Genomic DNA, 13,222 nt, shown 5'->3' on the forward strand with positions numbered 1-13,222 from the left:
ACTTACCCCAGCAGCGAAATGTCGGCCACGCCCAGGAACAGACCGCGCAGGCGGCTGAGCAGGGCATAACGGTTGGCGCGGACATTGGCGTCGTCGGCATTGACCATCACCGCCTCGAAGAAGGCGTCGACCGGTTCACGCAGAGCGGCCAGGCGTGCCAGCGATTCGCTGTACTGGCGCGCCGCAGCCATTGGCTGAACGGCCTGGTCGGCTTGCTGGATCGCCGAGTACAGGGAGAACTCGTTGGCGTTGTCGAAGTACTTCGGCTCGACCGTGGTGGCGACAGCGCCTTCGGCCTTGCTCAGCAGGTTCGACACGCGCTTGTTCACCGCGGCCAGGGCAGCGGCTTCCGGCAGCTGGCGGAAGGCCTGTACGGCCTGCACGCGCTGGTCGAAGTCCAGGGCCGAGCCTGGCTTGAGGGCACGCACCGACAGGTAGGTGGCAACGTCAATGCCTTCGTCTTCGTAACGGGCACGCAGACGATCGAAGACGAATTCCAGCACCTGCTCGGCCAGGCCTGCGGCCTTGACCTTGGCACCGAACTGGCTGACGGCGAAGTTCACTGCTTCGTTCAGGTCCAGGTCCAGCTGCTTCTCGATCAGGATGCGCAGTACGCCCAGCGCTGCACGACGCAGGGCATAGGGGTCTTTGCTACCGGTCGGGAGCATGCCGATACCGAAGATACCGACCAGGGTGTCGAGCTTGTCGGCAATCGCCACGGCCGCGCCGGTCAGGGTCGACGGCAGTTCGGCACCGGCACCGCGCGGCATGTACTGCTCGTTCAGGGCCAGGGCGACGTCTTGCGGCTCGCCGTCGTTGAGGGCGTAGTAGTAACCGGCAACACCCTGCATTTCAGGGAATTCACCGACCATCTCGGTGGCCAGGTCGCACTTCGACAGCAAACCTGCACGCGCCGCGCGCTGGGCGTCGCCGCCGATGCGCTGGGCGATGAAGGCGGCCAGTTTGGCAACCCGCTCGGCCTTGTCGAAGACGCTGCCCAACTGGGCCTGGAACACCACGTTCTGCAGGCGCTCGTTGAAGCTTTCCAGCGGCTGCTTCTTGTCTTGCTTGAAGAAGAACTCGGCGTCGGTCAGGCGCGGGCGCACGACCTTCTCGTTGCCTTCGACGATCTGCTTCGGATCGCGGCTCTCAACGTTGGCCACGGTGATGAAGCGCGGCAGCAGCTTGCCGTCGGCATCCAGCAGGCAGAAGTACTTCTGGTTGTCCTGCATGGTGGTGATCAGCGCTTCTTGCGGCACTTCCAGGAAGCGCTCTTCGAACGAGCACACCAGCGGCACAGGCCATTCAACCAGGGCGGTCACTTCATCGAGCAGGGCTGGCGGCACGATGGCGCTGCCTTCCTGCTGCAGGGCGAGTTCGGCGGTACGCTTGCTGATCAGCTCGCGGCGCTCGGCAAAATCGGCCAGCACGTAGGCCTTGCGCAGGTCTTCCTGGTAATTGGCCGGGGCGCTGATGCGCACGTTTTCCGGGTGGTGGAAGCGGTGGCCACGGGATTCGCGACCGGCTTTCTGCGCCAGCAAGGTGCAGTCGACCACCTCGTCACCGAGCAGCATCACCAGCCACTGGGTTGGACGCACGAACTCTTCCTTGCGCGCACCCCAGCGCATGCGCTTGGGGATCGGCAGGTCGTTGAGCGAGTCTTCGACGATGGTTGGCAGCAGGCTGGCGGTGGCCTTGCCCGGAATGTGCTGGGAGAAGCGCAGCTTGGCGCCGCTCTGGTCGATATCCGAAAGCTCTACACCGCACTTCTTGGCGAAACCCAGGGCGGCCTGGGTCGGGTTGCCGTCAGCGTCGAAGGCGGCCTGACGCGGCGGGCCGTCGAGGTTGACGCTGCGGTCCGGCTGCTGGGTGTCGAGGTTGCGGATGAGTACGGCCAGGCGGCGCGGCGCGGCGAACACCTGCTTGTCGGTGTAGTTCAGGCCAGCGGCCTGCAGGCCTTTCTCGATACCGGCAAGGAAAGCGTCACCGAGGCTGCTCAGGGCCTTGGGTGGCAGTTCTTCGGTGCCCAGTTCAACCAGGAAATCTTGAGCACTCATTGTGCAGCCTCCAGCTTAGCCAACACTTCATCACGCAATTCAGGGGACGCCATCGGGAAGCCCAGCTTGGCGCGGGCTTGCAGGTAGCTCTGGGCCACGGCCCGGGCCAGGGTCCGTACGCGCAGGATGTAACGCTGACGCTCGGTCACCGAGATGGCGCGACGGGCATCGAGCAGGTTGAAGGTGTGCGAGGCCTTGAGGACCATTTCATAGGTCGGCAGCGGCAGTTCCAGCTCGATCAGGCGGTTGGCTTCGCTTTCGTAGAAGTCGAACAGATCGAACAGCTTCTCGACGTTGGCGTGCTCGAAGTTGTAGGTCGACTGCTCCACTTCGTTCTGGTGGAACACGTCACCGTAGGTCACCGTGCCGAACGGGCCGTCGGTCCAGATCAGGTCGTAGACCGAATCTACGCCCTGCAGGTACATGGCCAGGCGCTCCAGGCCGTAGGTGATTTCACCAGTGACCGGGAAGCATTCGATGCCGCCCACTTGCTGGAAGTAGGTGAACTGCGTGACTTCCATGCCGTTGAGCCAGATTTCCCAACCCAGACCCCAGGCGCCGAGGGTCGGCGATTCCCAGTTGTCTTCGACGAAACGGATGTCGTGCACCAGCGGATCGAGGCCGATGGCTTTCAGCGAGCCCAGGTACAGTTCCTGGAAGTTCGCCGGGTTCGGCTTGAGGACCACCTGGAACTGATAGTAGTGCTGCAGGCGGTTCGGGTTTTCGCCATAACGGCCATCCGCCGGACGACGGCTAGGCTGCACATAGGCGGCGTTCCAGGTTTCCGGGCCGATGGCGCGCAGGAACGTGGCAGTATGGAAAGTGCCGGCGCCTACTTCCATATCGTAGGGCTGAAGCACCACACAACCTTGCTCGGCCCAGTAGTTCTGCAGGGCGAGGATCAAGTCTTGGAAGGTACGCACGGCTGGCGTAGGCTGGCTCACGAAATTCACCTGTTTCTAGGGCTGCGAATATAAAGAGCGGGAGTATAACCCGATTCGCGCAGGCCTCTACCCTTGGAGCCTTATGCCACGTTGCTTTTGGTGTACCGACGATCCGCTTTACCAGGCTTATCACGACCAGGAATGGGGCACGCCGCAGCGCGATCCGCGCCAGCTGTTCGAGATGCTCCTGCTCGAAGGCTTCCAGGCCGGGTTGTCGTGGATTACCGTGCTGAAAAAGCGCGAACGCTATCGCCAGGTGCTGTTCGGCTTCGACCCAGAGCGTCTGGCGCAGATGAGCGACGACGAAATTGAAGAGCGCATGCTTGATCCGGGCATCATCCGTAACCGCCTCAAGCTCAACGCCGCGCGGCGCAATGCGCGGGCCTGGCTGGCGCTGGAAAACCCCGGGCAATGGCTCTGGTCGTTCGTCGGCGGCGCGCCGAAGATCAATCATTTCGTCCAGCGCAGCGAGGTGCCGGCGGTCACCGACGAGGCCAAGGCAATGAGCAAAGCGCTGCAGAAAGCTGGCTTCACCTTTGTCGGACCGACCATTTGCTATGCCTTCATGCAGGCCACCGGCATGGTCATGGACCACACCACCGATTGTGATCGCTACGCCGCTCTGCTGCGCTGAGGGTTACAATGGCCGGCTTGCAGAAAGAGGAACCAGCCTGTGGATAAATTCAAGGGCGCCTTGATGGTCGGGGCGTTGCGGTTGTTTGCCAAGCTCCCTTGGGGCGCGGTACAGCGGGTCGGCGCGGCCATCGGCTGGATCATGTGGAAGGTGCCGAACAGTTCGCGCAACGTGGTGCGCATCAACCTGGCCAAATGCTTCCCGGAAATGGACCCGGTTGCCCGTGAGCAACTGGTGGGCCGGACCCTGATGGACATCGGCAAGTCCTTTACCGAAAGCGCCTGCGCCTGGATCTGGCCGGCCCGGCGTTCGCTCGACCTGGTGCGCGAGGTGGAAGGCCTGGAAGTGCTTGAGGCGGCCCTGGCATCGGGCAAGGGCGTGGTTGGCATCACCAGCCACCTGGGCAATTGGGAAGTGCTCAACCACTTCTATTGCAGCCAGTGCAAACCGATCATTTTCTACCGCCCGCCCAAGCTCAAGGCGGTCGATGACCTGCTGCGCGAACAGCGCGTGCAATTGGGCAACCGCGTCGCGGCGTCGACCAAGGAAGGCATCCTGAGCATCATCAAGGAAGTGCGCAAAGGCGGTCAGGTGGGCATTCCGGCCGACCCGGAGCCGGCCGAGTCGGCGGGTATCTTCGTGCCGTTCTTCGCCACCAAGGCGCTGACCAGCAAGTTCGTGCCGAACATGCTCGCTGGCGGCAAGGCGGTCGGGGTGTTCCTGCATGCCTTGCGCCTGCCGGATGGCTCGGGCTTCAAGGTCATCCTGGAAGCCGCGCCCGAGGCGATGTACAGCGAAGACACCGAGACCTCGGCGGCGGCCATGAGCCAGGTGGTCGAGCGCTATGTGCGGGCGTATCCGAGCCAGTACATGTGGAGCATGAAGCGCTTCAAGAAGCGCCCGCCGGGCGAGCCGCGCTGGTATTGAAGCCCTGTCGCGGGCAAGCCCGCTCCCACAGTTATCCACAATCCCTGTAGGAGCGGGCTTGCCCCGCGATGGCTCAACCAGCCTTATCGAGCTTCTTCAGAAACACCGTCATCTCTTTCTCTGCCTGCTTGTCGCCGTGCGCGCGAGCCGCTTCCAGCCCCTGCTCCCAGGCCTTGCGCGCAGCTGCCAGGTCACCTTCGAGCTGATGCGCCTTGCCCAGCAGCTTCCACGCCGCCGAATACTTCGGGTCCTGCTCGACGCAGCACTGCAAATGCACGGCCGCCTCGGCGCCGTTGCCTTCATCGAGCCAGGCCTTGCCCAGGCCAAAGCGCAACAGGGCGTTATCCACACCCTTGGCCAGCATCTTTTCCAGTGATTCGCGCATTCCAGCTCCCTCTTTAGAAGAAGCTCAACCCTACATGGAAGAGCTTCTCGACGTCACGGATGTACTTTTTATCCACAACGAAGAGGATCACGTGGTCGCCCGCTTCGATCACCGTGTCGTCATGGGCGATCAGCACTTCTTCGTCGCGGATGATTGCGCCGATGGTGGTGCCTGGTGGCAGGGCGATGTCTTCGATGGCCTTGCCGATTACCTTGCTCGACTTCGAGTCGCCATGGGCGATCGCCTCGATGGCCTCGGCCGCACCGCGGCGCAGTGAGTGCACGCTGACGATATCGCCGCGGCGCACGTGGGCCAGCAAGGTGCCGATGGTGGCCAGCTGCGGGCTGATGGCGATGTCGATTTCGCCGCCCTGGACCAGGTCGACGTAGGCCGGGTTGTTGATGATGGTCATCACCTTGCGCGCGCCCAGGCGCTTGGCCAGCAGCGAGGACATGATGTTGGCTTCGTCGTCGTTGGTCAGGGCCAGGAAGATGTCGGCTTCGGCGATGTTCTCTTCAAGCATCAGGTCGCGGTCCGAGGCACTGCCCTGCAACACCACGGTGCTTTCCAGGGTGTCGGACAGGTGCCGGCAACGGGCCGGGTTCATCTCGATGATTTTCACCTGGTAGCGGCTTTCGATCGCCTCGGCCAGGCGCTCGCCGATTTGCCCGCCGCCAGCGATGACCACGCGCTTGTTGGTTTCGTCGATGCGCCGCAACTCACCCATCACTGCGCGGATGTGCGCCTTGGCGGCAATGAAGAACACTTCGTCGTCGGCTTCGATGACCGTGTCGCCCTGCGGCAGGATCGGCCGGTCGCGGCGGAAGATTGCCGCCACGCGGGTGTCGACATTGGGCATGTGCGCGCGGATCTGGCGCAATTGCTGGCCCACCAGCGGGCCGCCGTAGTAGGCCTTGACCGCTACCAGCTGGGCCTTGCCCTCGGCGAAGTCGATCACCTGCAGGGCGCCGGGGTGTTCGATCAGGCGCTTGATGTAGTGGGTGACCACCTGCTCGGGGCTGATCAGCACGTCGACCGGAATGGCGTCGTTGTCGAACAGCCCGGCGCGGGTCAGGTAGGCCGATTCGCGCACCCGGGCGATCTTGGTCGGGGTGTGGAACAGGGTATGGGCAACCTGGCAGGCGACCATGTTGGTCTCGTCGCTGTTGGTGACCGCCACCAGCATGTCGGCATCGTCGGCGCCGGCCTGGCGCAGCACGGTCGGGAAGGAGGCGCGGCCCTGCACGGTACGGATGTCGAGGCGGTCGCCGAGGTCGCGCAGGCGGTCGCCATCGGTGTCGACCACGGTGATATCGTTGGCTTCGCTGGCCAGGTGTTCAGCCAGCGTACCGCCGACCTGCCCTGCGCCGAGGATGATGATCTTCATCCGCTGTTCCTTTCTCTTGTTATCCGCGCGCGGCGGCGATTTTGATCAGCTTGGCATAGTAGAAGCCGTCGTGTCCGCCTGCCTGGGCCAGCAACTGGCGGCCATGGGGCTGGCGGATACCGGCCTGGGTCGCCAGGTCCAGCTCACGGGCGCCGGGAGTGCGGGCGAGGAAGGCCTCGATCACTTCGGTGTTTTCCGTCGGCAGCGTCGAGCAGGTGGCGTAGAGCAGGATGCCGCCGACCTCAAGGGTTGGCCACAGGGCGTCAAGCAGCTCGCCTTGCAGGCTGGCCAGGGCGGCAATGTCATCGGCCTGGCGGGTCAGCTTGATGTCCGGATGGCGGCGGATTACGCCGGTGGCCGAGCACGGCGCGTCGAGCAGGATGCGCTGGAAGCCCTTGCCGTCCCACCAGCTGGCGGTGTCGCGGGCGTCGCAGGCGATCAACTGGGCGTCGAGGCCGAGACGATCGAGGTTCTCGCGCACGCGGGTCAGGCGCTTGGCTTCCAGGTCGATGGCGACCACGGCGTCCAGCCCGGCCTGGGCTTCGAGCAGATGGCAGGTCTTGCCGCCCGGGGCGCAGCAGGCGTCGAGCACGCGCTGGCCGGGGGCCAGGTCGAGCAAGTCGGCGGCCAGTTGTGCGGCTTCGTCCTGGACGCTGATCCAGCCTTGGTCGAAACCGGGCAGGCCACGTACATCGCAGGCTTCAGCGAGCAAGATGCCGTCGCCGCTGAACTGGCACGGCGCCGCTTCAAGGCCGGCTTCACCCAGCAGTTCGAGGTAGGCATCACGGCTGTGATGGCGTCGGTTGACCCGCAGGATCATCGGCGGGTGGGCATTGTTGGCGGCGCAGATGGCCTCCCACTGCTCGGGCCAGAACGCCTTGAGCGACTTTTGCAGCCAGCGCGGGTGCGCGGTGCGCACGACCGGGTCGCGCTCAAGCTCGGCGAAGATATCGCCGCTTTCGCGTTGCGCACGGCGCAGCACGGCGTTGAGCAAACCCTTGGCCCAGGGCTTTTTCAGCTTGTCGGCGCAGCCGACGGTCTCGCCGATGGCGGCGTGGGCGGGGATGCGCGTGTAGAGCAACTGGTACAGGCCGACCAGCAGCAGCGCCTCGACGTCGGCATCGGCGGCCTTGAACGGTTTTTGCAGCAGGCGTTCGGCCAGGGCCGACAGCCGTGGCTGCCAGCGCGCAGTGCCGAAGGCCAGGTCCTGGGTCAGGCCACGGTCACGCACTTCGACCTTGTCCAGCTGGCTTGGCAGCGAGCTGTTCAGCGACGCCTTGCCACTGAGTACTGCCGCCAGGGCGCGGGCGGCTGCCAGACGTGGATTCATTGGCCAAGCACCGTGCCGGTGGTGAATTTCTCGCGGCGGCTGTTGAACAGGTCGCTGAAGTTCAGCGCCTTGCCACCCGGCAATTGCAGGCGGGTCAGGCACAGCGCCTGCTCGCCGCAGGCGACGATCAGGCCGTCCTTGCTGGCAGAGAGGATTTCACCCGGGTTGCCGGAGCCTGTGGATAAGTTCGCGCCGAGCACCTTCAGGGCTTCACCGTTGAGGGTGCTGTGGCAGATCGGCCACGGGTTGAAGGCGCGAATCAGGCGCTCCAGCTCAACGGCCGGGCGGCTCCAGTCCAGGCGCGCTTCGTCCTTGTTCAGCTTGTGTGCATAAGTGGCCAGGCTGTCGTCCTGGACTTCACCCTGCAAGGTGCCCGCGGCGAGACCGGCAACGGCTTCGAGCACGGCCGGCGGGCCCATTTCGGCCAGGCGGTCGTGCAAGCTGCCACCCGTGTCGTTGGCGCTGATCGGGGTGCTGACCTTGAGCAGCATTGGCCCGGTGTCCAGGCCTGCTTCCATGCGCATCACGGTGACGCCGCTTTCGCTGTCACCAGCTTCGACCGCGCGCTGGATCGGCGCTGCGCCACGCCAGCGCGGCAGCAGCGAGGCGTGGCTGTTGATGCAGCCCAGGCGCGGAATATCCAGGACCGCCTGGGGCAGGATCAGGCCATAGGCGACCACTACCATCAGGTCCGGCTTGAGCGCCGCCAGCTCCGCTTGGGCCTCGGCATTGCGCAGGGTCGCTGGTTGCAGCACCGCAATGGCGTTATCCACAGCCAATTGCTTGACCGCGCTGGGCATCAGTTTTTGCCCACGACCGGCCGGACGGTCCGGTTGGGTGTAGACCGCTACCACTTCATAGGGGCTGGCGATCAGGGCCTTGAGGTGTTCGGCGGCAAACTCTGGGGTGCCTGCGAAGACAATGCGCATGGAGTTCTCGCTTAAAAAGAAAAAGGCTTGCCGGAGCAAGCCTTTGGGAAGAGCGGATCAAGCTTGCTGGCGATGCTGTTTTTCCAGCTTCTTCTTGATCCGGTCGCGTTTGAGCGTCGACAGGTAATCAACGAACAGCTTGCCGTTGAGGTGATCGCATTCGTGCTGGATGCACACCGCCAGCAGGCCTTCGGCGATCAGCTCGTACGGCTTGCCGTCGCGGTCCAGCGCCTTGACCTTGACTCGCACCGGGCGGTCAACGTTCTCGTAGAAGCCGGGCACCGACAGGCAGCCTTCCTGATACTGGTCCATTTCGTCGGTCAGCATCTCGAGCTCGGGGTTGATGAACACCCGTGGCTCGCTGCGATCTTCGCTCAGGTCCATGACCACGATGCGCTTGTGCACGTTGATCTGGGTAGCGGCAAGGCCGATGCCAGGGGCTTCGTACATGGTTTCAAACATGTCATCGATCAACTGGCGAACGCCGTCGTCGACTTCGGTCACCGGCTTGGCGATGGTGCGAAGGCGCGGGTCCGGGAATTCGAGGATGTTCAGAATGGCCATAAGCGTATGAGCTGCACTGTGCGATGAATTACAAACATGAGTACACATAATAAAGGGATTCGGCGCATTCGGCACCTGGCAAAGGTCAGCTAAGGTTTCAGGGTGCTTTTCCACCCATGGCGCCAAGCCTGAAAGAATGCCGCCGAGGGAAATCCGTCAACCGGTTGTCAAAGTATTATCAACAGAGTTATCCACAGCTTGTTCACGGCTGGCCCAAGCTTCCCGATCAAGGATGATCGTCATGTCGCAACCCTTATCGCCGGCGTGTTCTCCCGCCGAACTCGAAGCGCGATTGCGCCTTCACTTGCTGCCGTCCCTGGGGCCGCGGCGTTTTCACACATTGATCCAGGCCTTTGGCAATGCCTCGGCAGCGCTCAGTGCGCCGGCCACGGCCTGGCGTACGCTGGGCGTACCCGCAGACAGCAGTGATGCCCGGCGCAGCCTTGAAGTACGCGAAGGCGCCGCCGCGACAATGCGCTGGCTAGAGGCCCGCGACCAGCATTTACTGATGTGGGACGACCCTGGCTATCCAGGTTTGCTGGCGGAGCTGGGCGACGCCCCGCCGCTGCTGTTCATCGCCGGCAACCCGGCGATTCTGGAAAAACCCCAGCTGGCGATCGTCGGCAGCCGCAGGGCATCGAGGCCGGCGCTCGATACGGCTGCGGCCTTCTCGCGCAGCCTCGCTCGGGGTGGTTTTGTCATTACCAGCGGCCTGGCCCTGGGCGTCGATGGCGCCGCACACCAGGCTGCCCTGGACGCTGGCGGGCAGACCATCGGCGTGCTCGGCACAGGCTGCAAAAACTTTATCCACAGCGGCACAGAGCGCTGGCGGCGGCGATGATCCAGCAAGGTAGCGCGGTGGTCTCCGAGTTTCCGCTGGATGCCGGGCCCGTTGCGGGCAACTTTCCCCGGCGTAACCGGATCATCAGTGGCCTGTCGCTGGGTGTATTGGTGGTCGAGGCGAGCCTTGCCAGTGGCTCGCTGATCACCGCGCGTTTGGCGGCCGAGCAAGGCCGCGAGGTATATGCCATTCCGGGTTCGATTCATCACCCGGGCTCCAAGGGGTGTCACCAGTTGATTCGCGACGGCGCCTTGCTGGTGGAAACGGTCGATCAGATCGTCGAAACCCTGCAGGGTTGGCAACGCTTGCCGCCGTTGCAGGTGGACGCCATTGCCGGCCATGAACTGGTCGATCTGTTGCTGGCCGCACCGCAAACTACCGAGGGCCTGGCCAGCAGCAGCGGCTGGCCGTTGCCCCGGGTGCTGGCGGCGCTGACCGAGCTGGAACTGGCTGGAAGGGTCTGTAGTGAAGCCGGACGTTGGTTTGCCCGGCCCGGCTAAGTACACTGCTCATCTGCCTTTATGCGGAGTGAAAACAATGGTGAGCAGTTGGCGTGTGCAACAAGCCGCGCGTGAAATTCGGGCCGGTGCGGTGATTGCCTATCCGACCGAGGCGGTCTGGGGCCTGGGCTGTGACCCATGGAACGAAGAGGCGGTGGATCGCCTGCTGGCGATCAAGTCGCGTTCGGTCGATAAGGGTCTGATCCTGATCGCCGACAATATCCGCCAGTTCGACTTCCTTTTCGAGGATTTCCCTGAAACCTGGCTCGACCGCATGTCTGCCACCTGGCCGGGGCCGAACACCTGGCTGGTGCCACATCAGAACCTGCTGCCCGAGTGGATAACCGGGGTGCACGACACCGTGGCGTTGCGCGTTAGCGATCACCCGGTGGTACGTGACCTTTGTGCATTGGTCGGCCCGCTGATTTCCACTTCAGCCAACCCGCAAGGTCGCCCGGCAGCCAAGACCCGCTTGCGCGTCGAGCAGTACTTCCGTGGGCAACTGGACCTGGTGCTCGGTGGCGCTTTGGGCGGGCGGCGTAACCCGAGTGTGATTCGCGATTTGGCGAGCGGTGAGGTTGTGCGGGCTGGTTGAGGCCAATCGCGGGACAAGCCCGCTCCTAGCGACTGTGTAGGAGCGGGCTTGTCCCGCGATCAATTCACTACTGTTTCAAGGCAGCAACACCGTCGACCCCACTGTCCTGCGCGCCGACAGCTCGCTCTGCGCCTTGGCCGCCTCGCTCAGTGGATAACGCTGGTGGATATCCACAGCCAGCTTGCCGCTGGCGATCATCGCAAACAGGTCGTCGGCCATGGCCTGGGTGTTCTCGGCGTTGTTGGCGTAGCTGGCCAGGGTTGGCCGGGTGACATACAGCGAGCCCTTCTGCGCCAGTATTCCCAGGTTGACCCCGCTCACCGCCCCTGAGGCATTGCCGAAGCTGACCATCAGCCCGCGCGGCGCCAGGCAGTCCAGTGAGGTCAGCCAGGTGTCCTGGCCAACGCCGTCGTACACCACCGGGCATTTCTTGCCGTCGGTCAGTTCCAGCACTCGCTGGGCGACGTCTTCCCGGCTGTAGTCGATAGTTGCCCATGCGCCCAGGGCCTTGGCCCGCTCGGCTTTCTCGGCAGAACTGACAGTACCGATCAACCTGGCGCCCAGGGCTTTGGCCCATTGGCAGGCCAATGAGCCCACGCCACCGGCGGCGGCGTGGAACAAAATGGTCTCGCCCGGCTGCACTGCGTAGGTTTGCTTGAGCAGGTACTGCACGGTCAGGCCCTTGAGCATCACCGCCGCCGCCTGCTCGAAGCTGATGCTGTCGGGGAGTTTGACCAGATTGGCTTCGGGCAGCACGTGCACTTCGCTGTAGGCTCCGAGCGGGCCGCCGGCGTAGGCGACGCGATCGCCAACCTTGAGCCGGCTGACCTGCTCGCCTACCGCCTCGACCACTCCGGCGCCTTCGGTACCCAGCCCGGAGGGCAGCGACGGCGGAGCATAGAGGCCGCTGCGAAAGTAGGTGTCGATGAAGTTCAGGCCGATCGCCTGGTTTCGCACGCGAACCTGCTGCGGGCCGGGCGCTGCCGGCTCGAAGTCGACCAGGGTCAGGACTTCGGGGCCGCCATGCTGGCTGAACTGGATACGCTTGGCCATCTGCACTCTCCTGAAGCTAGCGGGAAAACCCCTATCGGACGCCTTTGCTTGATCGCCGTCAACTGCGGCCAGCCCGCCGCCGGTGGTATGCTACGCGCCGAATTTGCCTTAGCCCGCTTCCAGGTGACCTGATGACTAGCCGCACCGAGGCCGTGAAAGCCTACCTGCTCGACCTGCAAGACCGTATCTGCACCGCCCTCGAAAACGAAGACGGCGGCGCCCGTTTTGTCGAGGATGCCTGGACGCGCGAGGCCGGCGGTGGCGGGCGGACCCGGGTGATCGGCGACGGCAAGGTCATCGAAAAAGGCGGTGTGAACTTCTCCCACGTATTCGGCAGCGGGTTGCCGCCGTCAGCCAGTGCTCATCGACCAGAACTGGCCGGGCGCGGTTTCGAAGCCCTGGGGGTGTCGCTGGTGATCCACCCGCACAACCCGCATGTGCCGACTTCCCACGCCAACGTGCGGTTTTTCATCGCCGAGAAAGAAGGCGAAGAAGCGGTCTGGTGGTTTGGCGGCGGCTTCGACCTGACCCCCTACTACGGCAACGAAGAAGACTGCGTGCACTGGCACCAGGTTGCCGAGCGTGCCTGTGCGCCGTTCGGTGCCGATGTTTATCCGCGCTACAAGGCCTGGTGCGACCGCTATTTCCACCTCAAGCACCGTGGCGAGCCTCGCGGCATCGGCGGTCTGTTTTTCGATGACCTCAACGAGTGGGACTTCGACACCTGCTTCGCTTTCATCCGCGCCATCGGCGATGCCTATGTCGAGGCCTACCTGCCGATCATCCAGCGCCGTAAAGACCAGCCCTATAGCGCCGAGCAGCGTGAGTTCCAGGAATACCGACGCGGCCGTTATGTCGAGTTCAACCTGGTTTACGACCGTGGCACGCTGTTCGGCCTGCAATCGGGCGGGCGTACCGAATCGATCCTCATGTCGCTGCCACCGCAGGTGCGTTGGGGGTACGATTGGAAGGCCGCGCCAGGCAGCGAAGAAGCGCGCCTGACCGAGTATTTCCTGCAGGACCGTGACTGGCTTGGTGAGGCCAAGGCCAGCCACTGAGCCGTTGTGGATAACTTT

12 protein-coding genes and 1 pseudogene are annotated in these 13,222 nt (G+C 63.9%); 5 read left to right on the forward strand and 8 right to left on the reverse strand.

The features are described 5' to 3' along the window. Positions 1–2 precede the first annotated feature (2 nt). Together glyS and glyQ are read right to left on the reverse strand one after the other, a co-directional pair. Positions 3–2,057: a glycine--tRNA ligase subunit beta gene (gene glyS, locus LOY34_RS00080; protein WP_045199365.1), complete on the reverse strand. Its 2,055-nt coding sequence runs from the start codon at positions 2,055–2,057 to the stop codon at positions 3–5. After that, positions 2,054–3,001 (reverse strand): glycine--tRNA ligase subunit alpha, encoded by a 948-nt coding sequence (glyQ, locus tag LOY34_RS00085; RefSeq protein ID WP_195885361.1) that lies wholly within the window; start codon positions 2,999–3,001, stop codon positions 2,054–2,056. The genes glyS and glyQ overlap by 4 nt, the downstream gene beginning before the upstream one ends. A gap of 82 nt (positions 3,002–3,083) precedes the next feature. Between glyQ and LOY34_RS00090 the strand changes: the two genes are divergently transcribed. Beyond that, a complete protein-coding gene (locus LOY34_RS00090; protein ID WP_045199362.1) occupies positions 3,084–3,635 on the forward strand; it encodes a DNA-3-methyladenine glycosylase I in 552 nt (183 codons plus the stop codon). A 39-nt stretch (positions 3,636–3,674) separates the two neighbouring features. Beyond that, positions 3,675–4,562, forward strand: coding sequence for a lysophospholipid acyltransferase (locus LOY34_RS00095; RefSeq protein ID WP_045199360.1), 888 nt, complete (start codon positions 3,675–3,677; stop codon positions 4,560–4,562). Between the two features lie 73 nt (positions 4,563–4,635). Here the strand turns inward: LOY34_RS00095 and LOY34_RS00100 are convergent, their stop codons facing one another. From LOY34_RS00100 to def, 5 genes are read right to left on the reverse strand one after another with little or no spacing between them, the layout of a single operon-like run. After that, on the reverse strand, positions 4,636–4,947 hold the full coding sequence (locus tag LOY34_RS00100; RefSeq protein ID WP_195885362.1) for a tetratricopeptide repeat protein: 312 nt from the start codon (positions 4,945–4,947) through the stop codon (positions 4,636–4,638). A 13-nt stretch (positions 4,948–4,960) separates the two neighbouring features. Beyond that, positions 4,961–6,334, reverse strand: coding sequence for a Trk system potassium transporter TrkA (trkA, locus tag LOY34_RS00105; protein ID WP_010222685.1), 1,374 nt, complete (start codon positions 6,332–6,334; stop codon positions 4,961–4,963). A gap of 19 nt (positions 6,335–6,353) precedes the next feature. Continuing rightward, positions 6,354–7,664 carry a 16S rRNA (cytosine(967)-C(5))-methyltransferase RsmB gene (rsmB, locus tag LOY34_RS00110; protein WP_093377709.1) on the reverse strand — a complete coding sequence of 437 codons (1,311 nt, stop codon included), beginning with the start codon at positions 7,662–7,664 and terminating at the stop codon, positions 6,354–6,356. Next, positions 7,661–8,593 carry a methionyl-tRNA formyltransferase gene (gene fmt, locus LOY34_RS00115; protein ID WP_195885363.1) on the reverse strand — a complete coding sequence of 311 codons (933 nt, stop codon included), beginning with the start codon at positions 8,591–8,593 and terminating at the stop codon, positions 7,661–7,663. The genes rsmB and fmt overlap by 4 nt, the downstream gene beginning before the upstream one ends. 57 nt (positions 8,594–8,650) lie before the next feature. Further along, entirely contained in the window at positions 8,651–9,157 is a 507-nt protein-coding gene (gene def / locus LOY34_RS00120; RefSeq protein ID WP_038605133.1) for a peptide deformylase, read from the reverse strand. A 241-nt stretch (positions 9,158–9,398) separates the two neighbouring features. Between def and dprA the strand changes: the two are divergent. Next, positions 9,399–10,498: pseudogene (gene dprA / locus LOY34_RS00125) on the forward strand (DNA-processing protein DprA). Positions 10,499–10,535: 37 nt separating this feature from the next. After that, the gene (locus tag LOY34_RS00130; protein ID WP_045200754.1) at positions 10,536–11,093 is read left to right on the forward strand and encodes an L-threonylcarbamoyladenylate synthase; all 558 of its coding nucleotides are present in this window, start codon (positions 10,536–10,538) and stop codon (positions 11,091–11,093) included. A 75-nt stretch (positions 11,094–11,168) separates the two neighbouring features. On the opposite strand, the gene LOY34_RS00135 is transcribed toward LOY34_RS00130, so the two are convergent. After that, positions 11,169–12,146: an NADPH:quinone reductase gene (locus tag LOY34_RS00135; protein WP_045200753.1), complete on the reverse strand. Its 978-nt coding sequence runs from the start codon at positions 12,144–12,146 to the stop codon at positions 11,169–11,171. A 131-nt stretch (positions 12,147–12,277) separates the two neighbouring features. On the opposite strand from LOY34_RS00135, the gene hemF reads away from it, so the two are divergent. Further along, on the forward strand, positions 12,278–13,204 hold the full coding sequence (hemF, locus tag LOY34_RS00140) for an oxygen-dependent coproporphyrinogen oxidase (RefSeq protein WP_045200751.1): 927 nt from the start codon (positions 12,278–12,280) through the stop codon (positions 13,202–13,204). Positions 13,205–13,222: the final 18 nt, after the last annotated feature.

The organism is Pseudomonas sp. B21-009 (genome assembly GCF_024749345.1).
In the GTDB taxonomy this organism is placed as follows: Bacteria; Pseudomonadota; Gammaproteobacteria; order Pseudomonadales; family Pseudomonadaceae; genus Aquipseudomonas.

What these genes read in the sequence shown, in the direction of transcription:
- glyS (WP_045199365.1), bottom strand. Translation starts at nt 2,057, where the DNA reads ATGAGTGCTCAAGATTTCCTGGTTGAACTGGGCACCGAAGAACTGCCA.
- LOY34_RS00090 (WP_045199362.1), top strand. Translation starts at nt 3,084, where the DNA reads ATGCCACGTTGCTTTTGGTGTACCGACGATCCGCTTTACCAGGCTTAT.
- LOY34_RS00100 (WP_195885362.1), bottom strand. Translation starts at nt 4,947, where the DNA reads ATGCGCGAATCACTGGAAAAGATGCTGGCCAAGGGTGTGGATAACGCC.
- trkA (WP_010222685.1), bottom strand. Translation starts at nt 6,334, where the DNA reads ATGAAGATCATCATCCTCGGCGCAGGGCAGGTCGGCGGTACGCTGGCT.
- rsmB (WP_093377709.1), bottom strand. Translation starts at nt 7,664, where the DNA reads ATGAATCCACGTCTGGCAGCCGCCCGCGCCCTGGCGGCAGTACTCAGT.
- fmt (WP_195885363.1), bottom strand. Translation starts at nt 8,593, where the DNA reads ATGCGCATTGTCTTCGCAGGCACCCCAGAGTTTGCCGCCGAACACCTC.
- def (WP_038605133.1), bottom strand. Translation starts at nt 9,157, where the DNA reads ATGGCCATTCTGAACATCCTCGAATTCCCGGACCCGCGCCTTCGCACC.
- LOY34_RS00130 (WP_045200754.1), top strand. Translation starts at nt 10,536, where the DNA reads ATGGTGAGCAGTTGGCGTGTGCAACAAGCCGCGCGTGAAATTCGGGCC.
- LOY34_RS00135 (WP_045200753.1), bottom strand. Translation starts at nt 12,146, where the DNA reads ATGGCCAAGCGTATCCAGTTCAGCCAGCATGGCGGCCCCGAAGTCCTG.
- hemF (WP_045200751.1), top strand. Translation starts at nt 12,278, where the DNA reads ATGACTAGCCGCACCGAGGCCGTGAAAGCCTACCTGCTCGACCTGCAA.